At 65.1% G+C, this 23,597-nt stretch carries 23 protein-coding genes; 10 read left to right on the forward strand and 13 right to left on the reverse strand.

The annotated features are described in order from the left end of the window. The first annotated feature begins 15 nt into the window (after positions 1 to 15). A complete protein-coding gene (locus QA635_RS30765) occupies positions 16 to 849 on the forward strand; it encodes a nucleotidyltransferase domain-containing protein (protein WP_283063323.1) in 834 nt (277 codons plus the stop codon). Positions 850 to 953: 104 nt separating this feature from the next. Here the strand turns inward: QA635_RS30765 and QA635_RS30770 are convergent, their stop codons facing one another. Continuing rightward, positions 954 to 1,805, reverse strand: coding sequence for a DUF1194 domain-containing protein (locus QA635_RS30770; RefSeq protein ID WP_283063326.1), 852 nt, complete (start codon positions 1,803 to 1,805; stop codon positions 954 to 956). A 233-nt stretch (positions 1,806 to 2,038) separates the two neighbouring features. Here QA635_RS30770 and clpS point away from each other — a divergent pair, with 233 nt between their 5' ends. Further along, the gene (gene clpS, locus QA635_RS30775; protein ID WP_021076758.1) at positions 2,039 to 2,344 is read left to right on the forward strand and encodes an ATP-dependent Clp protease adapter ClpS; all 306 of its coding nucleotides are present in this window, start codon (positions 2,039 to 2,041) and stop codon (positions 2,342 to 2,344) included. A 90-nt stretch (positions 2,345 to 2,434) separates the two neighbouring features. After that, on the forward strand, positions 2,435 to 3,199 hold the full coding sequence (locus QA635_RS30780; protein WP_283063330.1) for a hypothetical protein: 765 nt from the start codon (positions 2,435 to 2,437) through the stop codon (positions 3,197 to 3,199). Positions 3,200 to 3,296: 97 nt separating this feature from the next. On the opposite strand, the gene QA635_RS30785 is transcribed toward QA635_RS30780, so the two are convergent. The 3 genes from QA635_RS30785 to QA635_RS30795 all read right to left on the reverse strand — a co-directional run bounded on the left by QA635_RS30785 (position 3,297) and on the right by QA635_RS30795 (position 6,298). After that, the gene (locus QA635_RS30785; protein ID WP_069278631.1) at positions 3,297 to 4,490 is read right to left on the reverse strand and encodes an adenylate/guanylate cyclase domain-containing protein; all 1,194 of its coding nucleotides are present in this window, start codon (positions 4,488 to 4,490) and stop codon (positions 3,297 to 3,299) included. A 44-nt stretch (positions 4,491 to 4,534) separates the two neighbouring features. Further along, positions 4,535 to 5,623 (reverse strand): chorismate synthase, encoded by a 1,089-nt coding sequence (aroC, locus tag QA635_RS30790; RefSeq protein ID WP_283063333.1) that lies wholly within the window; start codon positions 5,621 to 5,623, stop codon positions 4,535 to 4,537. Positions 5,624 to 5,698: 75 nt separating this feature from the next. Continuing rightward, complete coding sequence (locus QA635_RS30795; protein ID WP_283063334.1) at positions 5,699 to 6,298, reverse strand: histidine phosphatase family protein; 600 nt, start codon at positions 6,296 to 6,298, stop codon at positions 5,699 to 5,701. A gap of 227 nt (positions 6,299 to 6,525) precedes the next feature. On the opposite strand from QA635_RS30795, the gene QA635_RS30800 reads away from it, so the two are divergent. Both QA635_RS30800 and QA635_RS30805 read left to right on the forward strand, forming a co-directional pair. Continuing rightward, positions 6,526 to 7,014, forward strand: coding sequence for a sigma-70 family RNA polymerase sigma factor (locus QA635_RS30800; RefSeq protein WP_016844579.1), 489 nt, complete (start codon positions 6,526 to 6,528; stop codon positions 7,012 to 7,014). A 67-nt stretch (positions 7,015 to 7,081) separates the two neighbouring features. Beyond that, positions 7,082 to 7,846: an anti-sigma factor family protein gene (locus QA635_RS30805; RefSeq protein WP_057015209.1), complete on the forward strand. Its 765-nt coding sequence runs from the start codon at positions 7,082 to 7,084 to the stop codon at positions 7,844 to 7,846. 385 nt (positions 7,847 to 8,231) lie between these two features. Here the strand turns inward: QA635_RS30805 and QA635_RS30810 are convergent, their stop codons facing one another. Together QA635_RS30810 and QA635_RS30815 are read right to left on the reverse strand one after the other, a co-directional pair. Continuing rightward, on the reverse strand, positions 8,232 to 9,191 hold the full coding sequence (locus QA635_RS30810; protein WP_283063339.1) for a J domain-containing protein: 960 nt from the start codon (positions 9,189 to 9,191) through the stop codon (positions 8,232 to 8,234). Positions 9,192 to 9,310: 119 nt separating this feature from the next. After that, positions 9,311 to 9,718 (reverse strand): RT0821/Lpp0805 family surface protein, encoded by a 408-nt coding sequence (locus QA635_RS30815; protein WP_283063341.1) that lies wholly within the window; start codon positions 9,716 to 9,718, stop codon positions 9,311 to 9,313. A 108-nt stretch (positions 9,719 to 9,826) separates the two neighbouring features. On the opposite strand from QA635_RS30815, the gene pdxH reads away from it, so the two are divergent. Together pdxH and QA635_RS30825 are read left to right on the forward strand one after the other, a co-directional pair. Next, the gene (gene pdxH / locus QA635_RS30820) at positions 9,827 to 10,468 is read left to right on the forward strand and encodes a pyridoxamine 5'-phosphate oxidase (protein ID WP_018270355.1); all 642 of its coding nucleotides are present in this window, start codon (positions 9,827 to 9,829) and stop codon (positions 10,466 to 10,468) included. A gap of 154 nt (positions 10,469 to 10,622) precedes the next feature. Further along, a complete protein-coding gene (locus QA635_RS30825) occupies positions 10,623 to 11,375 on the forward strand; it encodes an SDR family NAD(P)-dependent oxidoreductase (RefSeq protein ID WP_018270354.1) in 753 nt (250 codons plus the stop codon). A gap of 133 nt (positions 11,376 to 11,508) precedes the next feature. Here QA635_RS30825 and QA635_RS30830 read toward each other — a convergent pair whose 3' ends face one another. Together QA635_RS30830 and QA635_RS30835 are read right to left on the reverse strand one after the other, a co-directional pair. After that, positions 11,509 to 11,733 carry a hypothetical protein gene (locus QA635_RS30830; protein ID WP_028334509.1) on the reverse strand — a complete coding sequence of 75 codons (225 nt, stop codon included), beginning with the start codon at positions 11,731 to 11,733 and terminating at the stop codon, positions 11,509 to 11,511. Positions 11,734 to 11,863: 130 nt separating this feature from the next. Further along, positions 11,864 to 12,841, reverse strand: a complete 978-nt coding sequence (locus tag QA635_RS30835) for a magnesium transporter CorA family protein (protein ID WP_092083830.1) — start codon at positions 12,839 to 12,841, stop codon at positions 11,864 to 11,866. 338 nt (positions 12,842 to 13,179) lie between these two features. On the opposite strand from QA635_RS30835, the gene QA635_RS30840 reads away from it, so the two are divergent. After that, positions 13,180 to 13,857, forward strand: a complete 678-nt coding sequence (locus QA635_RS30840) for a L,D-transpeptidase (protein ID WP_283063347.1) — start codon at positions 13,180 to 13,182, stop codon at positions 13,855 to 13,857. Between the two features lie 17 nt (positions 13,858 to 13,874). Here the strand turns inward: QA635_RS30840 and QA635_RS30845 are convergent, their stop codons facing one another. Next, a complete protein-coding gene (locus tag QA635_RS30845) occupies positions 13,875 to 15,071 on the reverse strand; it encodes an extensin family protein (protein WP_425249065.1) in 1,197 nt (398 codons plus the stop codon). Positions 15,072 to 15,147: 76 nt separating this feature from the next. Here QA635_RS30845 and QA635_RS30850 point away from each other — a divergent pair, with 76 nt between their 5' ends. Beyond that, complete coding sequence (locus QA635_RS30850; RefSeq protein WP_283063351.1) at positions 15,148 to 16,776, forward strand: fatty-acid--CoA ligase; 1,629 nt, start codon at positions 15,148 to 15,150, stop codon at positions 16,774 to 16,776. A gap of 291 nt (positions 16,777 to 17,067) precedes the next feature. After that, positions 17,068 to 17,925: a DUF1499 domain-containing protein gene (locus QA635_RS30855; protein ID WP_283063353.1), complete on the forward strand. Its 858-nt coding sequence runs from the start codon at positions 17,068 to 17,070 to the stop codon at positions 17,923 to 17,925. Positions 17,926 to 18,017: 92 nt separating this feature from the next. On the opposite strand, the gene QA635_RS30860 is transcribed toward QA635_RS30855, so the two are convergent. The 4 genes from QA635_RS30860 to QA635_RS30875 form a co-directional block, all read right to left on the reverse strand. Next, positions 18,018 to 18,935 carry an MBL fold metallo-hydrolase gene (locus tag QA635_RS30860; RefSeq protein WP_283063355.1) on the reverse strand — a complete coding sequence of 306 codons (918 nt, stop codon included), beginning with the start codon at positions 18,933 to 18,935 and terminating at the stop codon, positions 18,018 to 18,020. A 141-nt stretch (positions 18,936 to 19,076) separates the two neighbouring features. Then, entirely contained in the window at positions 19,077 to 20,291 is a 1,215-nt protein-coding gene (locus QA635_RS30865) for an acyl-CoA dehydrogenase (RefSeq protein ID WP_028334515.1), read from the reverse strand. 192 nt (positions 20,292 to 20,483) lie between these two features. Further along, positions 20,484 to 21,560 carry a 3,4-dihydroxy-2-butanone-4-phosphate synthase gene (ribB, locus tag QA635_RS30870; RefSeq protein ID WP_028334516.1) on the reverse strand — a complete coding sequence of 359 codons (1,077 nt, stop codon included), beginning with the start codon at positions 21,558 to 21,560 and terminating at the stop codon, positions 20,484 to 20,486. Between the two features lie 250 nt (positions 21,561 to 21,810). Further along, positions 21,811 to 23,544, reverse strand: a complete 1,734-nt coding sequence (locus QA635_RS30875; protein WP_283063358.1) for a cation:proton antiporter — start codon at positions 23,542 to 23,544, stop codon at positions 21,811 to 21,813. Positions 23,545 to 23,597 lie beyond the last annotated feature (53 nt).

Here is a 23,597-nt window from a genome sequence, read left to right on the forward strand (position 1 = left end):
TATAGTCTGCGCTTCATGTCCGACGATCCGCTGCTCGCACGCACCATTCCCGTTCTTGCCGCCGTACCGGGCGTCGCCGCCATCGTGCTCGGCGGCTCGCGGGCGCGCGGCACGGCGCATGACACCTCCGACACCGATATCGGCCTCTACTATCGGGATGGCGCCGCGCCGGATATCGATCGGCTGCGCGAAGCTGTAACGGGTCTGGTCGACGATCCTGCCGCTGCGCATGTCACGCCGGTCGGCGAATGGGGACCGTGGATCGTCGGCGGCGCCTGGCTCACGATCGGCGGCCGCAAGGTCGACCTGCTCTACCGCAGCATCGATCAGGTCTCCGCTGTCATCGATGCTTGCCGGAACGGCGAGATCAGCATGCACTACCAGCCGGGCCATCCGCACGGCTTCTGCCCGGCGATCTGGATGGGCGAGGTCGCGCTGTGCCGTGCGCTGCACGATCCCGACGGCCTCGTCGCGGCGCTGAAGGCGAGGACCGCGCCCTACCCGCCGGCCCTGCGCGATGCGCTGATCCGGCGCTTTCAATGGGAAATCCTGTTCAGCATCGAGAATGCCGAGCTAGCTCTGCCGCGCGGCGACAGCACGCATATCGCCGGCTGCGCCTATCGCGCGCTGGCCTGCGTCGCGCAGGTGCTGTTTGCGCTGAACGGGCAATATCTGATCAACGAAAAGGGCGCGCTGGCGCATGCCACCAATTTTCCGGTGACGGTTCGCGGCCTCGCTGGCCGCGCCGCGGAGGTCTGGCGGCAGATCGGCGCGACCGAGCATGCCGCCGCGTTGCAGATGCTGCGCGCGATAGAGAGTGAGCTCCAGAAGATCTGTAGGGCGAGTTAGAACCGTAGGATGGGTAGAGCGCAGCGAAACCCATCATTCGCGCCTCGGATATGAATTGATGGGTTTCGCTGCGCTCTACCCATCCTACGAGATTTCCATGATCGCTACCGCCCCCAGCGGTCCTGCCAGATTTTCTCGCCGATCAGGCAATTGACCCGCGGCTCCTTCTCGGCGGTCCGCATGATCGGGCGCTCCGGGGTGCGGCCGGCGACTTCGAGCAGCAGCTTGGTGCGGATCGCCTCCTTGAACTTCTCACGATCCTTGATCGTCACCACGAAGGAGCCCGGTCCGCCGATCACGCAGTCCTCGTAGTAATAGTCGAGATTTTCGATATCCATCGTCGAGTAGGACGGTTCCTTCACCATGATCGGCAGACCGTTGATGACGATGCCCTTGTCGAGCGCCGCGTCGCGCGCGGGCGTGATCGGCGTGCCGTTGTTGTTGGGTCCGTCGCCGGAAATATCGATCACGCGGCGCAGGCCGCGATGCGGATTCTCGTCGAACATCGGGATCGCGAAATAGATCGCGCCGGAGATCGAGGTGCGCGAGGCGCGGCGCACCGGCGTCTTCATGATCTCGGCGGCGACCGCATCGGCCGATTCAGGGCCGTCGATCACCCGCCAGGGGATGATGATCTTCTGATCGTTGGAGGCGGCCCATTCGAAATAGGTGATCGAGATCTTGCCGTTCGGACCGGCCTTCAGCGCCTGCAGGAAATCCTTGGAGACGATCGCCTGCGCATAGCCCTCGCGCTGGATCGCGAGCTCGTCCATGTCCATCGAATAGGAAACGTCGACCGCGATGATCAACTCGATGTCGACGCTCGGTGTGGATTCCTTTTCAGCAAGGCGTTGGCCGGGCTGGGTTCCCGGGCCGGGCGCGGCAACACCGGCCACATCGCCGCTGGCCAACATGCCCGCGACAAGCACCGCTCCGATCGAGACATACCAGCGCATTGCGGCCCTCCCGTCGTATGAGTGTCATCGTGACACGCAATTCAGGCGGCGAAAAGCGCAGATATCAGCTGTCCTTCACATTCAGGTTAGACGTCCACATTCGAGTCAGACTTCGCTTGCCTCGAATGCGGCAACGCGCGCCGTGCCGTTGCCGCATTGACGCCGTGCAAATCGAACGGTTCCAAGGCGCGCCTGAAGACGGTATTCTTACGGGGCAATCGCGAGGGAGTGCGATGCCAGATACCGTCGTCAAGCCGAAAACCAGGACCAAGACCAAGGTCGAGCGGCCGCGCCTGCACAAGGTGATCCTGGTCAACGACGACTACACGCCGCGCGAATTCGTCGTCACCGTGCTGAAGGGTGAATTCCGCATGACCGACGACCAGGCCTACAAGGTGATGCTGACCGCGCACCAGCGCGGCGTCTGCGTCGTCGCAGTCTTCACCAGGGACGTCGCCGAGACCAAGGCGACGCGGGCCACTGACGCCGGCCGCGCCAAGGGCTATCCGCTGCTGTTCACCACCGAGCCCGAGGAATAGCGCGCCAGCGCCAGATTGCCTCAGGCCTTGCCGCGAATTTTAGCGATCGCGGCGACCGGTGCTTTAGGGATCGCATGGCATGAACGCGGCATGTCCGTCGCGCTGCGCCAACAACTGTCCCTGCGGAAGACCCGCCCGGAGACCTCGTTCGGGCCATTTCGCCCGTTGCCCGCCCTGCCCTGGCTCATCATGGCGGCGGCGCTGCGGATCGTCGGCTACGGCAATCTCGGCCTGATCGTGCCCGCGCTGGCGCTTGCCAACGCTTGCGTGCTGCTCGCCTTCTTCGCGACGGCACGGGACTCGATCCAGGCTTCCGGAGGCCGATCATCGCTTGGCGAATTGACGCTGGCCGAGCAGATCAGACTGTCGCTGTCGATCCTGTGGCGGATCGTGCTCGTGATGATCGTGGCGGCACTCGGCACCGCCGCGATCGGCTTCTCGTCGTTTGCGCCGTATCTGTTGTCGGGTCTCGACGGCATGGCCTTCGATCAGGTCACCCATCTCGGCCGGTTCTGGAGTGCGGCGATCGCGGCGCTGGTGCTGCTGATCATCGTCAATGCGGAAGCCAATGGCGGCCGCGTCGCGCTGTTTGCCGCGGTCAAGGATCTTGGCCGGCACGCGCTCTGGCTTGGCGCCGCGGTGCTCGTGCTGGGCGCGATCAATGTGGCGCTCGGCTACGGGCAGGGCCTGGTCCGCACCGCGATCTGGCACTTCTGGCAAATCTCGATGGTGGGCCAGCCGCTCAAGAACCTGATCTACGTCGTCTTCATCTTCGGCTTCGCCATGCTGCGGCTGTGGATCACACTGTCGATCCTGACCTTCGGCCTGAAGCAGTCTTACGCCCGCGGCGGCTAAGGCGCGATGAGATTAGGTTGAATCGTCATCGCGCCTTAGCTCTTTGTTTGAGCATGATCTTTTCGGAAAACCGCTTCGCACTTTTCCGGATCATGCTTTAGCTCGCAGCAGCGACCGGCGCCTCGTCGTACAGGCCATAGACCCGTTCGGCCTTGGCAAATCCCGCGATCGGAAACTCGCCGAGATCGCTCCAGCCGCCGTCGCTGATGCCGGCGAAGCGCTCCGAGGCGACCACGGTGCGGCCGAGACGGCCGGCGATCTTCTCCAGCCGCGCGGCGAGATTCACCGCCGGACCGATGCAGGTGAAGTCGAGCCGGTTGCCGCCGCCGATATTGCCGTAGAGCACGCGCCCGAGATGCAGCGCGAGGCCGAAACGGAAGCGTTCGACGGCATCGCCATTGGCGAATTGCAGCGCCTCGACGCCGGCGCGGGACGCGCGCGCGGCCTCCAGCACGCGTGAGCAGACCTGCACCTCGTCGCCGAGATATTCGTCGACCGGGAACACCGCGAGCAGGCCGTCGCCCATGAATTTGAGCACTTCGCCGCCATGGTCGCGGATCGCGGTGACCTGGCAATCGAAATAGAGGTTGAGGATCTCCACGACAGTCTCGGCCGGCAGGCGGTCCGACAGCGCGGTGAAGCCGCGCAGGTCCGACAGCCAGATCGCGGCATCCATCGTATCGGCATGGCCGCGCCGGATCTGACCGCCCATGATGCGCTCGCCGGCACGGTTGCCGACATAGGTGTCGAGCAAGAGCGAGGCGGTGCGGCGCAGGGTGATGATTTCGATATAGCGCGCCAATGGTACGGCGATCGACCGGATCGCATCGAGTTGCTCGTCGGTGAAGCCACCCGGCTGCCTGGTGGTCCAGCTCGAGGCATTGACGAAGCCGTCGGTATAGACCAGCGGCACGGCGATGTAGTCGGTGACGCCTTCGGCCTGCAGGTCCACGACGATCGGAAACCGGGCGCTTGCGGGATCGTCGAGCCGCGCGCGTACTTCAACGCCCTGCCTGAACACGGTCGACAGCGGGCTGACGGCAAATTCCGGGGAGTCCAGGATGTTGTGATCGACGGTGCCGGTTTCGACCTCGGCGCCGGGCTTCCAGAAGAAATGGCGGCCGTAGATCTCCGGATGCAGCGTGCGCACGAAGACGCCGATGCGCCACAGCGGCAGGCCGGCCCGCACCAGCCGCTCGCAACATTCCGCCATCATCTGCGGCGGGGTCGGCGCCGACCGCGCGCCGCCGATCATCCATTCGATGATGTCCCGAAGCTCCGACGCGTTCATGGCATTCCCCCAGGGCGGTCTGGTGACCGCCACTATATAAGGGATCAGCGCCCGGTCTGCCCGCGGTCGCGCAGAAAATGATCGGCCAGCACGCAGGCCATCATGGCCTCGCCGACCGGCACCGCCCGGATGCCGACGCAGGGGTCGTGGCGGCCCTTGGTCAGGATGTCGGTATCGGCGCCCTTGCGGTCCACGGTCCGGCGCGTGGTCAGGATCGAGGAGGTCGGCTTGACCGCAAAGCGCACCACCACCGGCTGCCCGGTCGAGATGCCGCCGAGGACGCCGCCGGCATGGTTGGACAGGAAACGCGTTCCGTTGTTGCCGGTCCGCATCTCGTCGGCGTTCTCCTCGCCCGACAATTCGGCGGCGCCGAAGCCGGCGCCGATCTCGACGCCCTTGACCGCGTTGATGCTCATCATCGCCGCCGCCAGGTCGCTGTCGAGTTTGGCGTAGATCGGCGCGCCGAGCCCGGCCGGCACGCCCTCGGCGACGACCTCGATGACAGCGCCGATCGAGGACCCGCTCTTCCTGATGCCGTCGAGATAGCTTTCGAAGAACGCCGCCTTGTCCTTGTCGGGACAGAAGAACGGGTTGTTCGCAATCTCGTCCCAGTCCCACTTCTCGCGATCGATCTTGTGCGGCCCCATCTGCACCAGCGCGCCGCGCACCTTCACCTCGGGCAGGACCTTGCGCGCGATCGCACCGGCCGCGACGCGGGTCGCGGTCTCGCGCGCGGAGGAGCGTCCGCCGCCGCGATAGTCGCGCAGGCCGTATTTCGCTTCATAGGTGAAGTCAGCGTGGCCGGGCCGGAACTTGTCCTTGATCTCGGAATAATCCTTCGAGCGCTGATCGGTGTTCTCGATCAGCAGCGCGATCGGCGTACCGGTCGTCACCTGCACGCCGGTTTCCGGATGCGCCATCACGCCGGACAGGATCTTCACCGCATCCGGCTCCTGGCGCTGGGTGGTGAAGCGCGACTGGCCCGGGCGGCGGCGGTCGAGGTCGTGCTGAATCTCCTCCACGGTCAGGGGGATCAGCGGCGGGCAGCCGTCGACGACGCAGCCGATCGCGACCCCATGGCTCTCGCCGAAGGTCGTGACGCGGAACATATGGCCGAAAGTATTGAAGGACATGGCGTGTCGTAACGCGCAGGGTCGGCAGCGTCAAACGAGTTTCATGGCCCCAAAGACGCGGGTGGCCGGGCGCCTTTAACTATACTTCCGCAGGCCCGCCGCGCCGAACACATAGACCGCCCCCTGCTCGATATAGAGTTCGGCGGCCGAGGCCGGCGTCTCGAAGCCGAGCGCCACCATCAGCGCCCGCGCCGTACCGCCATGGGCGACCGCGACCGTGTCCGACGTCACCGAGCGGTACCAGTCGGTCATTCGCGCCTGCACGTCGACATAGCTCTCGCCGCCCTCCGGCGACACCGTCCACTTCTCGGCCAGGCGGCGGGCATAGACGGCGGGGTCGGCGGCCTGCGCCTGCGCAAGCGTCGAGCCTTCCCACGTCCCGTAGCCGATCTCGCGCAGCCGCGCGTCGAGGGCGTAGTCGCCCGGCGGCAGGCCGAGTTCGGCGCGCACCAGCTCCATGGTGGCGCGCGCCCGGATCAGCGGGCTCGCGACGAACGGCAGCGTCGCCTTGTCACGGCCGTCGCGCGCCAGGAGATCGGCGAGGATGCGCCCGGCATGCGCCGCCTGGGCGCGGCCGCGCTCATTGAGGGCGATGTCCTGCACGCCCTGGAGTCGCCCTTCGGCGTTCCACGCGGTCTCGCCGTGGCGGATGTAATAGATCGTCGGTACCGGCATTCCCGTAACGGCTGGTCCCTGCTGCGCGAGAGGTCGGCCGCCTCAAGGCTTCCACGCTTCGAATTTTTTCGGCTCGGAGGTACACCAGCACTTCAGCTGGCGACAAGCCCAAATCGGCCGCAGCTTGGGCGGTATGCGCGCAGATCGGCGCAGACGGAATAGCCACGCCGCCAGGGTGTTATGTTGAACAAGGCGGCTATCGCCGAGACCATCGAAGACTGGGATGCATGACCGCGTTTCGTCAAAGTGTCGAAGCCATGATACCGGCGCTGCGTCGCTATGCGCGCGCGCTGGCGCGTGACACGGATATCGCCGACGATCTGGTGCAGGACACGCTGGTGCGGGCGCTGCGCTCGGAGCGGCTGTTTCTCGGCGGCGACGTCAGGAGCTGGCTCTACACGATCCTGACCAATCTGAACAAGAACCGCCGGCGCTCGCTGGCGCGGCGGCCGGCGTTCGTGCCGCTGCTCGACAACAATGCCGACGCCAGCGGCACCGAGGCCGAGGGACGCGACATCGAGCGCGCGCTGTCGACGCTGGTCGAGGAACAACGCTCGGTGCTGCTGCTCGTCATGCTGGAGGGCATGAGCTACCGCGAGGTCGCCGACATCCAGGGCGTGCCGATCGGCACGGTGATGTCCCGCCTCGCCCGCGCCCGCGCCCATGTCCGGGCCTCGATCGAGGGCCAGCGCCCGGCGCTCCGGCGGGTGAAATGATAATGTGCGCGATGGCCGGCGTTATGCATGAACGATTTTCGAACAAGATTTGGCAGAGACGACTGATATGACCGACCCGAACATTCCCGTCACCGAAGACGAGTTGCACGCTTACGTCGACAACGAGCTGCCGGCCGAACGCCGCGGCGATGTCGAGGCGTGGCTTGCCGCGCATCCCGACGACGCGGCGCGGGTGCAGTCATGGCGTGCGATGGCCGAGACACTGCATGCACGCTACGACACCGTGCTGGACGAGGCGGTGCCGAAACGGCTCGAGCTCGAGCGGCTGGTGCGCCAGCCGCGCCGCTGGGTCTATGGCGCGGTGGCGGCGACGGTCATGGCCTTCGTCGCCGGCGGCGGCGCCGGCTGGATCGCGCGCGGAGCGGCGGCGACGCCGTCGGCCTTCCAGAGCTTCACGGTCGATGCACTCGATGCGCATCGGCTCTACGTGGTCGAGGTCCGGCATCCCGTCGAGGTGCCCGGCAGCGAGCGCGACCACCTGCAGCAATGGCTGACCAAGCGCTGCGGCTGGGACGTCCGCGCGCCGGAGCTGACCGGGCTGAAGCTGGTCGGCGGCCGCCTGCTGCCCGGACCGAGCGGCCCGGCGTCGTTCCTGATGTATGAGAGCACGTCAGGTGAGCGCTTCACGGTCTACACCGCCAAGGTGAAGACCGAGGCGACCCAGATGCGCTATGCCGTGCAGGGCAGCGACGGCGCGCTGTTCTGGGCCGATCGGGGCGTAGCCTATGTCGTCAGCGGCGGCACCGATCGCACGCGCCTGACCCAGGTCGCGCAGGCCGTCTACGATCAGATGGAGAAGAGCGGCGGGTGATCTTCCGTAATTTTACGGAAGATCAGGTCGTCGAAATTGCGTCATTTCGAGTAAGTGAATCCAGCCTCACTCAGCGTCCCAATTCCGACATCGAAAACTTCGATTCGCGTCATGGACGCGTCTCATTATCGCACCGGATGCTCACGCGAAGATGATCCGCGCCCGATCCGCCGATCGGCGCACGCGGCCTCGATTGGGGTTTTGTGTACCGCGCTGGTCCCCCTCTCGAGGCCGCACTCCTTTTCCGTCATCCGATCTGCACGCCGCAGACCTCGGAAGGCCCGTCATCCTTTGTGACGCGCTCGCAATGCCCGCGTCTACCCCGATATACTCCGGGGTAGTTGCAGTTTCGCGTCTTCGCGTCTTTGGGGCGCGCTCTCGGCGGTCAGCTGAGATCGCTGCGCGGATTATAGGGGTTACGATCCCGCCACGTCTGCATCAATGCCTCAAGCTCAGCATCGTTCCCGTCGGGAAGGATGATGCGGGTCGTGACGTAGAGATCGCCGACAACGCCTGCCTTCGAGAGCCCCTTGCCCTTGAGGCGGAAAGTACGGCCGCTCGAGGTGTTTTTGGGGATCGACAGTTCGACCGCGCTGCCAAGCGTCGGCACGCGGACCTTGCCGCCCAGCACCGCCTCGTAGAGGGTGATGGGCAGGTCGATCCGGAGATCGTTGCCGTCGACCTTGAAGAACGGGTGCGGGGCGATCGAGATCGTGATCAGGAGATCGCCGGGCGGATGGCCTTGCGCGGTCTCGCCCTGCCCCTTCAGCCGGATCTGCTGACCCGCAGCGACCCCGGGCGGAATCTTGACGTTGAGCTCGCGGCCGGTCGGCAGGCGGACGCGCTTGTCGCCGCCCCTGACCGATTCCTCCAGCGACACCGTCATGGCGACCGAAAGATCGAGGTCGACGCCGACCCCGCCGCCGTCAAACTCGAACGGACTGGCCCGGCCCGCGCGGCCGCCGCCGCCGCGAGCCGCATTACCGAACATGCTGTTCAGGATGTCCTCGAAGCTGCCGCCGCCCATGCCGCCGCCGGGCCCGGAGCGGAAACTGTACTCGAAGCCACCCGGACCGGCACGGCCGCCGGCACCGCCTCCGCCAGGGAAGCCCTGGAAGCGCGGCTTGCCTTCGGCATCGATCTCGCCGCGGTCGAACTGCTTGCGCTTGTCCTCGTCGCCGACGATCTCGTTGGCCGTGTTGATCTCCGCAAAGCGGGCCGCCGCCTTCGGGTCGTTCTTGTTGTTATCAGGGTGATGCTTCTTGGCGAGCTTGCGATAGGCGCTCTTGATCGTCGCAGCGCTGGCGCTCCGCTGCACCCCCAAGACCTCATAGGGGTCGCGCATCCGTCACGTCTCCTTCACGGGAAAAATCAGTCCTGGCCGGGAACCCGTCCGGGCCCACTTTGCCTTCATGTGGGGGCTCAGTGGCATTTTTGCAACTTAGCCCGGCTTCGCCGGAATTCTCAGGATTTTCTCCAGGGCTTCAGGCTATGGATTTCCCACCGCCCTTGTCCAGCCTTGCATGCGGCCCCCTGCAGCCAGCTCTCGGTGGCTCCATTGACGTAGCTGGCAAGGAAATCCCGGCACGTCTTGCCATCCTCGCCCGAATAGGCCTGGGCCAGCGGCGTCACCGAGCCGCGCGCGCCGGTTTCAGGATTTTCCCAGGGCTGGCTGGAATCCTTGTCGCCCTTGGTCAGCACGTCGGAGGCAGCATTGCGGGCGAAGGCGAGATCGGTGTCGGTCGGCATCACCGCATTGATCTGGGTCGGCCTGATCGAGCCCGTCACATCCTTGTCGTCCAGCTTGGCGAAGGCGTCGCTGCGCGACAGGCTGCAGCCGCTTGCGCCGACGCCGATCAGGATCAATGTCACCACCGCGCCTGCGGGGTGGATCGCCGATAGGCCAACGCGCCCCCATGCCCTATATAGGGCTAGTAACGCGCTTTCAGACGCGGGCGGATGCAAATCGGGACTCCTGACATGACCGACACGACCTCCATCAAACACCCGACACCGTTAACATCGGGTGATTTCACCGCGGCGGAGGAGCCGTTCGCCCTGTTCGCCGAATGGTTTGCGGAGGCGGTCAAGTCCGAGCCGAACGATCCGAACGCGATGGCGCTTGCGACCGTCGATCCCGACGGCCTGCCCGACGTGCGGATGGTGCTGATGAAGGGCTTCGATGCCGACGGCTTCGTGTTCTACAGCCACATTGCGAGCGCCAAGGGCCGCGAATTGGCCGCAAATCCTAAGGCCGCTTTACTCTTCCACTGGAAATCGCTGCGCCGCCAGGTGCGCATCCGCGGGCCGGTCACGCCGGTGACCGATGCCGAGGCCGACGCCTATTTCGCCACAAGGCCGAAGCAGGCGCAGATCGGCGCCTGGGCCAGCAAGCAGTCGCAGCCGCTGGAGAGCCGCTTCGCCTTCGAGCAGGCGATCGCCAAGACCGGTGCGAAATACGTCATCGGCGAGGTGCCGCGGCCGCCGGGCTGGAGCGGCTGGCGGATCACGCCGCAGCGCTTCGAGTTCTGGCACGACCGCCCGTACCGCCTGCACGATCGCATCGAATTCCGCCGCGACGGCGCCGGCAGCGCCTGGTCGAAGGTGCGGCTCTATCCCTGAAAGCTGCGACCGTCATGGCCGGCGAAAGCGCGAAGCGCATCTTCGTGTAAGATGACCCGGCCATCGACGTCTTGATCCCAAGTCATCCCAAGTCGTTCGAAGGCGTGGATGCCCGGCACGCCGCCGCGCATGACGAAAACGAAAGAAACCGTCGATGCCCCACCCATCCAATGCGCCGCGGCGCACGCTGCTCTTGACCGGCGCAAGCCGCGGCATCGGCCATGCCACCGCGATCCGGTTCTCGTCCGCCGGCTGGCGCGTCATCACCCTGTCGCGGCATGCGTTTCCCGAGGTCTGCCCCTGGGGCGCCGGGCCGGAAGACCACATCGAGGTCGACCTCGGCAGCCATGACGACACCGTGCGCGCGATCTCCGAGATCCGCAGGCGGCTCGAGAACGACGAACTGCACGCGCTGGTCAACAACGCCGCGATCTCGCCGAAGGCTGCGGGCGGCGGCCGGCTCGGCACCATGGACACCGATATCGAGACCTGGACCCACGTTTTCCACGTCAACTTCTTCGCACCGATCATGATCGCGCGCGGGCTGATCGAGGAGTTGAAGCACGCCAAGGGCGCGGTGGTGAACGTCACCTCGATCGCCGGCTCGCGCGTGCATCCGTTTGCCGGCGCGGCCTATGCGACGTCGAAGGCCGCGCTGGCGGCGCTGACGCGCGAGATGGCATCGGACTTCGGCCGCGTCGGCGTCCGCGTCAACGCGATCGCGCCGGGCGAGATCGATACTTCGATCCTGTCGCCGGGCACCGAGAAGATCGTCGACCAGCAGATTCCGATGCACCGCCTCGGCACGCCGGACGAGGTCGCCAAGATCATCTACGTTCTCTGTACGGAGACCAGCTCTTACGTGAACGGTGCGGAGATCCACATCAACGGTGGTCAGCACGTCTGAGCTTGGGAAGAGCCGTATTTCGGGGAAGGAAGTTTTGAGGCGATCCCGGCCGCCGCCGCGGCCGTCATTGGGATTGCTTCACTTGCAGGCGTAACAAACACAAACGAGGCTTCTGCCTCCGAGGCTTCGGCCTCTAGTCTGCGTAAAACCGACGCGACTTCTTCTTCTCGGGCTGCCGCAGCGCGACGTCGTTCAGCGCGCTGGAGCATTCGTCTTCGTCCTCGCCATCCAGCAACGCAGCGCCACAGTAACGGCAAAGTCTCGGCGAGATCGCCTGCACCTTGCCTGCTGCGCGGTCCTGTTGATAGCGCGCAAAGTCGATGACGTTACGCCGTGGCGTTATGATCTTCTCAACCATTGCTGTCCTCCGGCTTCGAGGCGGGCGTTATCGCAGACAAGTTTCGCCCAAACGTTCAGCGCAACGCTCAAATTTTAGCAGAGGAAATAAGGCAGAAAGCGCGTCCCAAAACGCGACGCGTGGAACCGGTTTACAGCCACTTCTTCCACTTGAAGATCCAGTACGGCACGACAGCCGCGATCAGCATCAGCACCAGTGCATACGGATAGCCGTGCGCCCATTCGAGTTCCGGCATGATCTTGAAATTCATGCCGTAGATCGAGGCGATCAGCGTCGGCGGCATCAAGACCACCGCCATCACCGAGAACAGCTTGATGATGTTGTTCTGTTCCAGATTGACCACGCCGAGCATGGCGTCGAGCACGAAGGTGATCTTGTTGGAGAGATAGGAGGCGTGGTCGGTCAGTGAGGCCACGTCACGCTGCATGGTCTTGAGCTGCTCGCGCATGTCCTTGGACCATTTCACGCCCTCGACCACCGCGGAGAGGAAGGTGACGAGGCGGCCGATCGAGACCAGGCTTTCGCGAACCTTCGAGGTCAGGTCGCCCTTGCGGCCGATCGCGATCAGAATCTGCGAATATTGCTTGGCGTGGCCGTGGCGCTCGCTCTCCGGCTCGAAGATGTCGTGGGACACCTGGTCGATATCGGCCCCGCAGCGCTCCAGAATGTCGGCGCAACGGTCGATCACCGCGTCCAGCAGTTCCATCAGCACCTGCTCCCCGGTGATGCTGGGGGAACACGCGCGCGCCAGCTTGTTCTCGACCAGCGCGAACGGCTTCGGCAGGTCGTAGCGCACCGTCACCAGCCGATGACCGGTGAGAATGAAGGTCACCGCCGTGGTGCGCGGCATGTCGGTGTCGGACTGGCACATCAGCGTCGCGGTCATGTAGCGCGCGCTGTTCTCGATATAGAGCCGGCTGGAGATCTCGATCTCCTGCATGTCTTCCCGGGTCGGCACCGCGATCCCCGCGAGCTTCTCGACCGCCCGGTCCTCCTCCACGGTCGGATTCACCAGATCGACCCAGACCGCTCCCTCGGGCAGCGCGCCGAGGTCCGTCGCGGTGGCCTTCTTGAGCGAAAACTCGGACGGAACGAACACCGACAGCATCACGAACTCCACGAAACAGGGCTGGCAGGACCCGCCGACTTAGCGCGATTCTGGGGGGCGCTTCATGACCGGGGTATTAACCGGGCATCCATACTTGTGGCGGCCAGGCGGCAGCGACGTGACGCCGACTCGTCGACCGTTGCCTGTTTGCACAAAAACCAACCCGGCACCAGAACAGTTGCGGCAAAAAAGCCACAGACAGCGTCCCGCGATGCGGGAAAGGCATCTAGACTCTGGGAATAATGGCACGTTTCGGCAATAATGCCGCTAATGGAATCGTGGCGTTTGGGGCGTAATAGTGGCGCTTTCGAGCGCGGATTTTCGATTGGAATGTAATCATGTCGTCGCTCAAAGTTACCCTCGGGATCCTGGCCGCGGGCCTGATGTTGTCGGGCTGCATGCAGGCCACAACCTATGAGGCAACCAACACCGCGAACTTCAAGCCGCGTGACAAGGAACTCCTGGCCAAGACCACCTACGTCAAGACGCCGGTCGCTGAACCGTTCCGCCGCGCCATCGTCGAGTACCACCGCAAGGAAGCCGCCGGCTCGATCGTGGTCGATTCCGACAACCATTACCTCTATTACGTGCTGAATGACGGCAAGGCGATCCGCTACGGCATCACCGTCGGCGAGGAAGCCATGGCCTGGTCCGGCATCGCCAAGGTCGGCAGCATGACCGAATGGCCGGCCTGGCACCCGACCCCCGGCGAAATCTCGCGCCTCGGCGTCCCGACCTTCGTGGCCCCGGGCCCCGACAATCCGATGGGCTCGCGCGCGATGTATCTCTATTCGGGCGGCAAGGACACGCTGTTCCGCATCCACGGCACCAACCAGCCGGAATATATCGGCGCATCGATCTCCTCGGGCTGCATCCGCATGACCAACGAGGACGTCATCGACCTCTACAACCGCGTCAAGCTCGGCACCATCGTCGTGGTGCTGGAGCCGAAGCACGGCGACTCGCCCTACAAGCCGCAGATGGCGCTGCAGGGCGGCGGCGGCACGACCTACTGATCCAATCGCAATCGCGATCAAAAGCGCCGGCTTTGCCGGCGCTTTTTTGTTGGCTGCGGTTTGGTCTCGGCGCTGCGGTCGGGCGCGGCCGCATCATCTGATTTTGTGGCGTCCGGCTTGCTGGTGCCAGACTTGCCGGTGTCAGACTTGCCGTGGTCAGCTTTGGATGTGTCCGCTTTCGGCGCGTCGGATTTGGCAGCGACCTCGCGCGGCGGCGCCTCTTCGGGGCGCTCGGCCGGCAACAGCGGCGCGACCTGCGGCAGCGGGTCGTCCACGTTCCACTGGCAGATCCGGTAATTGTTACGACGCTCGATCAGGTCGAGATGGATGTGGTCCTCGTGGTACCAGTCCGAGCCCGGGCCGAGCACTGTGGAGAAGCGGGCACAGACCGAATGCAGCACGGTCTCGCGCAAGGTCCGCGGCACGCTGCGGTCGGTCAGCGAGATCGACTTGCCGTTGGCGAGACCGAGCGCGCGGACGTCGAGCGCATTGGCGCGGCCGTGCTCGGAGAGCTGCGCTCCGGCGACCCGATTGCGGCCGCGGCATTCGAACGAGTCGAAATTGTCGAGATTGCTGATCCCGCCCCCGAGGCTCTGCGCAAGCGGCGCGATATCGGTGCGGACCCAGTCGGCGACCGCAGCGGCCATCTTGCAGCGGAGGATCGCCGCGGGCTTGACCGCGACCTTGCGCTTGTCCGCCAGCACGATCGCCTCGAGCCGCACCAGATCCTCGCCGCCGCAGCCCCCGGCACCGTGGATATCCGGAATGCTTGGAGCGATCGCGATCTCCTCGGTCAGCGCCTGCCGGCAGGCCGAAAGCTGCGGCGCGGCGGGCTCGGCCGGCTTGGCGACATCAGCGGGCTTGGCCGTCTCGCTGGGCCTGGCCGCCTCGGCAGGTGCGGCCGGAGACTGCGTCCCGGCCGCGGGCGGCTCGGGCTCGGTTGCCACCGGTGCGTGAGCTGCCGCCGGCGCCTCAGCCGGGCGTGGCTTCGGCAGCGGCACCGCTGAGCGGCGGGCTGCCTTGTGCGGCCTTTGCGGCCGGGTGCCGAACAGATCGTCCCACGGAAAGCTGGGCGCGCGGCGGGCGGCCTCGGCGGGGCCTGCTTGCATGCCAAGGCAAAGCAGCACGGCGGCGGCGGTAACCATTGCCGCGCCCCCGCGACGAAACGCGCCAACAGGCCATTTTCGGCTTGCTTTCTCCGCGCTAAAGTTCATGTCAGTTCCATGATTTTACTGCCGGCCGTCCAAGATGCTGGCGGATCATGTGTGAGGATCGAGGAGGGATTCGCGTATGCTTGGTTTGATGCAAGATTGGCCCTTGCTGTGTCACAAGATTATTGAGCACGCCGCCAAATATCACGGCACACAGGAAGTCGTGACGCGGTCGGTCGAAGGCCCGATTCATCGCACCACCTACGCCCAGATCCACACCCGCGCACTGAAGGTCTCGCAGAGCCTGGAACGTGACGGCATCAAGCTCGGCGACCGCGTCGCCACCATCGCCTGGAACACCTGGCGCCACCTCGAGGTCTGGTACGGCATCATGGGGATCGGCGCGATCTGCCATACGGTCAATCCGCGCCTGTTTCCGGAGCAGATCGCCTGGATCGTCAACCACGCCCAGGACCGCATCGTCATCACCGACCTCACCTTCGTTCCGGTGCTGGAGAAGATCGCAAGCCAGCTGCCGAGCGTTGAGCGCTACGTGGTGCTGACCGACAAGGCGCACATGCCGCAGACCACGCTGAAGAACGCGGTCGCCTATGAGGACTGGATCGCAGCATCCGACGGCAAGTTCGAGTGGAAGACCTTCGACGAGAACACCGCGGCGGCGATGTGCTACACCTCCGGCACGACCGGCGATCCCAAGGGTGTACTTTATTCGCACCGCTCCAACGTGTTGCACGCGCTGATGGCCAACTCGAAGGACGCGCTCGGCACCTCCGCGTCGGACACAATGCTTCCGGTGGTCCCCTTGTTCCATGCCAACAGCTGGGGCATCGCCTTCTCCGCGCCGTCGATGGGCACCAAGCTCGTGATGCCGGGCCCGAAGCTCGACGGCGCCTCGGTGTACGAGTTGCTGTCGACCGAGAAGGTCACCCACACCGCCGGCGTGCCGACGGTGTGGCTGATGCTGCTGCAATACATGGCCGCCAACAACGTCAAGCTGCCGGATCTGCAGATGGTGATCTGCGGCGGGTCGGCGATGCCGCGCTCGATGATCAAGGCGTTCCTCGACATGGGCAGCCAGGTGCGCCACGCCTGGGGCATGACCGAGATGAGCCCGCTCGGCACGCTCGCGACGCTGAAGCCGCCGTTCACCGAGCGCACCGGCGAGGAGCGGCTCGACATCCTGCAGACCCAGGGCTATCCGCCGTTCGGCGTCGAGATGAAGATCACCGACGATGCCGGCAAGGAGCTGCCGTGGGACGGCAAGACGTTCGGCCGTCTCAAGGTCTCGGGCCCGGCGATCGCCAAGGCCTATTTCCGGATCGACAGCAACATCCTCGACGATGCCGGCTATTTCGACACCGGCGACGTCTCGACGATGGACGAGCACGGCTACATGCGGATCACCGACCGCTCCAAGGACGTGATCAAGTCCGGCGGCGAATGGATCTCCTCGATCGATCTCGAGAACCTCGCGGTCGGCCATCCGGCGGTCGCGGAAGCCGCCGTGATCGGCGTCCATCACCCCAAATGGGATGAGCGGCCGCTGCTGATCGTGCAACTCAAGCAGGGCCAGAGTGCCACGCGCGAGGACATCCTGAAGTTCATGGACGGCAAGATCGCCAAATGGTGGATGCCCGACGACGTCGCCTTCGTCGACGGCATTCCCCACACCGCGACCGGCAAGATCCTGAAGACGGCGCTGCGCGACCAGTTCAAGGACTACACGTTCCCGACCGCCGCGGCGTAGGCAGGCTCGCATCCTCCCTTATCCTCCCCTGGAGGGGGAGGATCGGTTCGCATGAAGCGCAGCGGAATGCGGACCGAGGTGGGGTGACAGTCCCTCCGTTGAGACAGGTGCCCGTGCTGAGGGATCACCCCACCCCGCCGCTCATTTCATTCGCGTCGACCCTCCCCCTCCAGGGGAGGGTGAACAGCACCGCCCAAATCCCTTGAATTCGCCGCAGGTCCGTGGTCTCACACGACTGATCGCGGCGGCCGAGGTCGCCTGAGGACATCTCAACCGGCAGATTTTTCGACGATGGCGCGCAGGTTTTCCGCTCCCTACCAGCAGGAGCCCGTGTCCGGTCTCGCCACCTGGTCGCGCAACCTCGCCATCTTCTCCGTCGTCGCGGTAGTGGTCTCGATCCTGATCGTCCGCTTCGGGTTCCTGGAGGTCAAGCCGGCGCTCGCGACCTTCTTCGGCGCGCTGGGCCTGGCCGGCCTGTCGATCCTGCTTGGGCTGGCCGCCTTTGCCGCGATCTGGCAGAACGGCACCCGCGGCATGGGCCGGATCCTGCTCGCGCTGCTGATCGACGCGGCGATCCTCGCCTACCCGGCCTATCTCATCTATCAGTACCGCAAGCTGCCGCGGATCTACGACGTCACCACCGACGCGATCGACCCGCCGAAATTCGAGGCGCTGGCGCGGCTGCGCACCGGGGAAGGCACCAATCCTGCCACCTATGCCGGCCTCTATTCGGCCGAGCGGCAGCGCGCGGCCTATCCCGATATCGAAACCGTCGAGCTCGAAACCCCGGTCGACCGCGCCTATGAGCTGACGCTGCGGCTGGTGAACCGCCGCAAATGGCTCGTCATCGACGCGCGCGCGCCGCAGCCGCCGCGCCGCATCGGCCGCATCGAGGCGGTGGCGCGGACGCCGATCATGGGTTTCCGCGAGGACGTCTCGATCCGGGTCACGCCTGACGACGAGGACTCCCGTGTCGATATCCGCTCGGCGTCGCGCTATTTCGACACCGATCTCGGCAGCAACGCCGCCCGCGTCAAGAAGCTGATCGAGGACCTCAACACCGCGGCCGAGAACGACAATGCCAAGCCGGCGAAGAAGGCGGCTCCTGTCGTGCCAAAGGCGCCGCCGGCGAAGACGGTGAAGAAGTGACGCGGTAGCGTCATTCCAGGGCATCGCGCAGCGATGAACCCGGAATCTCGAGATTCCGGGTCTGGTGCTTGGCACCATCCCGGAATGACGAACTAGGCCAATCGGTACGTACCGCCGATCACGGGATCGCCGTCGGTCGCCACGACGCCGCGCGCGACCAGGTCCTCCAGATGCGCCAGCACCGAATAGCCGGCGGCATTGGCGAGCCGCGGATCGAGCCCGATATAGATCGCCCGCACCATGGTCGGAATGTCGGCCTCGCCCTTGCCGAGACGATGCAGGATCGACGCCTCGCGAGCCCGGCGATGCCGCGCCAGGAAACGGACGTAGCGCGGGCCTTCCGGAATCTCCGGGCCGTGGCCGGAGAAATAAAGCTGCTCGGGCCGCTGCTCCAGCCGCTCCAGCGAGGCCATGTAGTCGATCATCGAGCCGTCGGGCGGCGCCACGATCGAGGTCGACCAGCCCATCACATGGTCGCCGACGAAATTGATGCTGCGCTCGGCCCAGGCAAACGCCAGATGGTTGGCGGTGTGGCCGGGGGTAGCGACCGCCTCCAGCGCGAAGCCCACCCCCTCGATGACGTCGCCGTGCTTGACCTGCACATCGGGCCGGAAATCGCGGTCGGCGCCGGATTCCGGATTGTGCTTTTCGCTCTCGAAGCGCGGCCGCGAGGCGCGGTGCGGTCCCTCGGCATAGACAGGCGCGCCGGTCGCGGCCTTGATCCGCGGCGTGTTCGGCGAATGATCCCGATGGGTATGGGTGACCAGGATATGCGTCACGGTCTCGCCCTTGACCGCATCGAGCAGCGCCTTGGCATGCGCCTCGTCGTCGGGACCGGGATCGATGATCGCGACCTTCCCCTCACCCACGATGTAGCTGACCGTGCCGGTGAAGGTGAACGGGCTCGGATTGTTGCAGAGGATACGGCGAACGCCGGGGCGGACCTGTTCGACCACGCCGGGCTTCAGCGGAAAGTCGCGGTTGAACGGGATGTCGTCGTTGTCGGCCATGGCTTCTGTCCGTGATGTCCGGATTATCTTTGACCTCGTCATGCCCGGGCTTGTCCCGGGCATCCACGCCTTCCTTTGCGAGCCGCAAGACGTGGATGGCCGGGACAAGCCCGGCCATGACGGCGTTTGGATGAGCGCTCCTTACGAGAACGCCTGGATGCCGGTGATCGCGCGGCCGAGGATCAGCGCATGGACATCGTGCGTGCCCTCATAGGTGTTGACAGTCTCGAGGTTCGCGGCGTGACGCATCACGTGATACTCGATCTGGATGCCGTTGCCGCCGTGCATGTCGCGCGCCATGCGGGCGATGTCGAGCGACTTGCCGCAATTGTTGCGCTTGACGATCGAGATCATCTCAGGCGCCATCTTGCCCTCGTCCATCAGGCGGCCGACGCGCAACGAGGCCTGCAGGCCGAGCGCGATCTCGGTCTCCATGTCGGCGAGCTTCTTCTGCACCAGCTGGGTGGCGGCGAGCGGCCGGCCAAACTGCTTGCGGTCGAGCGTGTACTGCCGCGCGCGGTGCATGCAGTCCTCGGCGGCGCCGAGCGCCCCCCAGGAGATGCCGTAGCGGGCGCGATTGAGGCAGCCGAACGGGCCCTTGAGGCCGGAGACGTTGGGCAACAGCGCGCTTTCCGGCACCACCACATTGTCGAGCACGATCTCGCCGGTGATCGAGGCGCGCAGCGACAGCTTGCCGCCGACCTTCGGTGCCGACAGGCCCTTCATGCCCTTCTCGAGGATGAAGCCGCGGATCTGGTTGTCGTGCGCAGCCGACTTGGCCCACACCACGAACACGTCGGCGATCGGCGCGTTCGAGATCCACATCTTGGCGCCGTTGAGCTTGTAGCCATCGGCGACCTTCTCCGCGCGGGTCTTCATGCCGCCGGGATCGGAACCGGCGTCCGGCTCGGTCAGGCCGAAGCAGCCGACCCATTCCCCGGTCGCAAGCTTGGGCAGATATTTCTTGCGCTGGTTTTCGTCGCCATAGGCGTAGATCGGATACATCACCAGCGACGACTGCACCGAGTTCATCGAGCGATAGCCGCTATCGACGCGCTCGATCTCGCGCGCCACGAGGCCATAGGCCACGTAACTCGCATTGGCGCAGCCATATTCCTCGGGCAGCGTCACGCCGATCAGGCCGAGCTCGCCCATTTCGTTGAAGATCTCGCGATCGGTTTTCTCTTCCAGATAGGCCTTGGTGACCCGCGGCAGCAGCTTGTCCTGCGCATAGGCCCGCGCAGTGTCGCGGATCAGGCGCTCGTCTTCGGTGAGTTGGTCGTCGAGCAGGAACGGATCATCCCACTGGAAGCTGGCGGCAGCCGGCTTGTCCTTGGCCTGGGGGCGCACGCTCATGAAACATCCTTTCGCATCGTCTATCGGAAATTGGCGGATAAATTAAAGCGCTATGCTGCGAAGCGCAATTGGTGATCCTCTCACCGTCATTCCGGGGCGCGCACTAGCGCGAACCCGGAATCTCAAAATTCTCGGTGCGCAATCGCGCACCTGAGGGGTTCGATGCTGTGCATCGCCCCGGAATGACTGACGTTAGGTCTCCAGCTTCTCGTTCGACACGATCTCGATGCCGAAACCTGACAATCCCTTGTAGTCATGCACCGACGAAGTCAGGTGCCGGATCGAGGTGACGCCGAGATCACGCAGGATCTGTGCGCCGACGCCGACCTCGCGCCACTGCCTGTGGCGATCAGCCTCCGCCGTCTTCTGCTCGCCGACCGGCTCGACCGGAACACCGGCGGCACCATCGCGCAGATATACCAGCACGCCGCGGCCGGCATCCTTGAAATGCCGCAGCACGGCTTCCATGCGCGCCGGCCCGGTGAACAAGTCCTTCACGATGTTGGGCTTGTGCAGCCGCGTCAGCACGTCCCGGCCGTCGCCGATGCCGTTATAGACGAAGGCGGCATGCATGATCTCGTCGAACGGCGAGCGATAGGCATAGCCTTGCAGCGGACCGATCGGGCTTTCGGTGGTGAAGGTCGCGACCCGCTCGATCAGCTTCTCGCGCGCCTGGCGATAGGCGATCATGTCCGCGATCGTGACATGCTTGAGCTTGTGGGCGGCGGCGAATTTCGCGACCTGCTCGCCCTTCATCACGGTTCCATCGTCGTTCATCAGCTCGCTGATGACGCCGACCGGCGGCAGCCCGGAGAGCCGGCACAGATCGACCGCCGCCTCGGTATGGCCGGAGCGCAGCAGCACGCCGCCGTCGCGCGCGATCAGCGGGAAGATGTGGCCGGGACGCGCGAAATCATTGGCGCCGGCATTGGGATTGGCGAGTGCGCGGCAGCAGGAGGCGCGCTCCTCGGCCGAGATGCCGGTGCCGCCATCGGGCTTGTAGTCGATCGAGACCGTGAAGGCAGTGGTGTGGTTGGACTCGTTGTGCGCCACCATCGGGTCGAGCCGCAGCCGGCGGGCATCCTCGGTGGTGATCGGCGCGCAGACGATGCCGGAGGTGTGGCGGATGATGAAGGCCATCTTTTCCGCCGTGCAGAACGACGCCGCGACGATCAGATCGCCCTCGCCTTCCCGGTCGTCATCGTCGGTGACGACAACGAGTTCACCCTTCGCAAAGGCTTGCAGCACTTCCTGGATCGTATCGGCCATTGTCCTGACATCTCGCTATATGCAGGCAGTGGATTAGCCGGGTTCCGATGTCAGCGCCAGTATCATTATGCAACCCGCCATGCATCCGGCAGGGATACCAGGGCGGTGACGGCGGTTTCCGTAGCCCGGATCGAGCGAAGCGCAATCCGGGACATTTCCGCGTGCACGATCCCCGGATTTCGCGGAGCCTGTCATCGGGCGCGCGTTCGCGCGACCCGTTGGCTCCATCCGGGCTACAAGACCGGCTCGCCTACGGCAGCACCTCGCGCCGGTCGCTGAGCTGGGCGTCCAGCTCGGTGCGCTTGTCGTCGAGCAGGCCGGCGTCGGCCGCCTCGATCACGGAATAGAGCTCGCCGGCGTCGCTGAGCCGGGTGACCGTCACGTAGTCGGCGCCGGCGCTGTAGAGGTCGTCGACGCCGGTCAACAGGTCCGCGGTGGCAACGATCCGCGCGGTCGGATTGAGGGCGCGGACGTGGCGCACCAGCTTCTCATTGTCGGCGCCGACCAAGAGGAAATCCGGCACGCTCAGGATGATGATCTCGGCCTTGCCGATGCCGGCATGAACCAGGGTGTCGACATTGCTGATGTCGCCATAGATCACATGCATGCCGCGGTCGGACAGCGTGCGGAACACCAGCGGGTTGAAATCGATGACGCTGATCTGCTCGAGCAGCGACTGGTTCTGCCGCTCGATCTGGCTGATCAGCGCGCTCGCCGCGCGGAAAAAGCCGAGGATAACGATGCGCCGGATCTCGCCATGTCCGCCCTCGTGCCCGGCCTCGCCGCGGCCCTGGCCTTCCTGATCGAGGTCGCGCAGCCCGATCCGCTTCAACGGACCGATCAGGCCGCGCACGATCTGGTCGCTGCGCCCCATCGCGAAGGTCGAGAGCACCGCCAGCACGACGAAGGCGAACGAGGCCGCACTCGCGGTTTCGGTTCCGATGTGGTTGGCGGCGACGCCGGTCTGGATCACGACCAGCGAGAACTCGGAGATCTGCGCCAGGTTGATCGCCGGCAGCAGGCTGGCACGCAGGCCCTGCTTCATCAGATAGAGCGGCGTGAACGTCGTGATCAGGCGGCTCGCCACCGTGAAGGCCGCGATGACGAGCGCAAGCCAGATCACCGAGAGGCCCGGAATCGGGATCGTCATGCCGAGCGCGACAAAGAACAGCGTGATGAAGAAATCCCGCAGCGTCGTGACCTTGGCGGTGACGTCGAGCGCATAGGGAAAGGTCGAGATAGAGACCCCGGCGACCAGCGAACCCATCTCGCGCGACAGATGCAGCCGCTCGGCGATCTCGCCGATCAGGAAGCACCAGGCGAGCGCGCCGAGCAGCACGAGCTCGGGCCGCCGCGCGATCTGGTGGAACAGCCGCGGCAGCACGTAGCGGCTCAGCACCAGCGCGGTCGCGACCAGCACCGCGACGCGGGCAATCGACAACAGCACGACGCTGATCTGCAGATTGTCGAGGCTCGGCTGCACCGCCAGGAACAGGATCGCGAAGATGTCCTGCAGCACCAACACGCCGAGCGTGATGCGGCCCGGCAGCGTATCCAGCTCGCGCTTCTCGTAGAGCACCTTGACGATGATCACGGTCGACGACAGCGCGCAGGCGACGCAGAGATAGATCGCGTCGAACTTGCCGCCGCCGACCGCAAGCCCGATAGCGGCAAAGAACGCCACGCCGATCATGCAGCCGCCGATCAGCTCGCCGGCTCCCGCGAACAGGATGACCTTGCCGGCACGGATGATCTTCTTGAGGTCGATTTCCAGCCCGATCATGAACAGCATGAAGATCAGGCCGAGCTCGGAGATGACGCTGATCGATTCCTGGGACTTGACCCAGCCCATGCCGAATGGACCAATGAAAAAGCCGGCGATAAGGTAGGCCAGTATCAGCGGTTGCCGGGAGAAATGGGCCAGCAGCCCAATCCCCCAGGCAAACAGGATACAGAGCGTGATATCGGGAATCAGTTCATGCATGCGTCAAAGACTTCCTGTTGCCGCAACCTAGAGGGCCGGGCGTGAGGATCAAC

Source organism: Bradyrhizobium brasilense, assembly GCF_029714345.1.
In the GTDB taxonomy this organism is placed as follows: Bacteria; Pseudomonadota; Alphaproteobacteria; order Rhizobiales; family Xanthobacteraceae; genus Bradyrhizobium; species Bradyrhizobium australafricanum.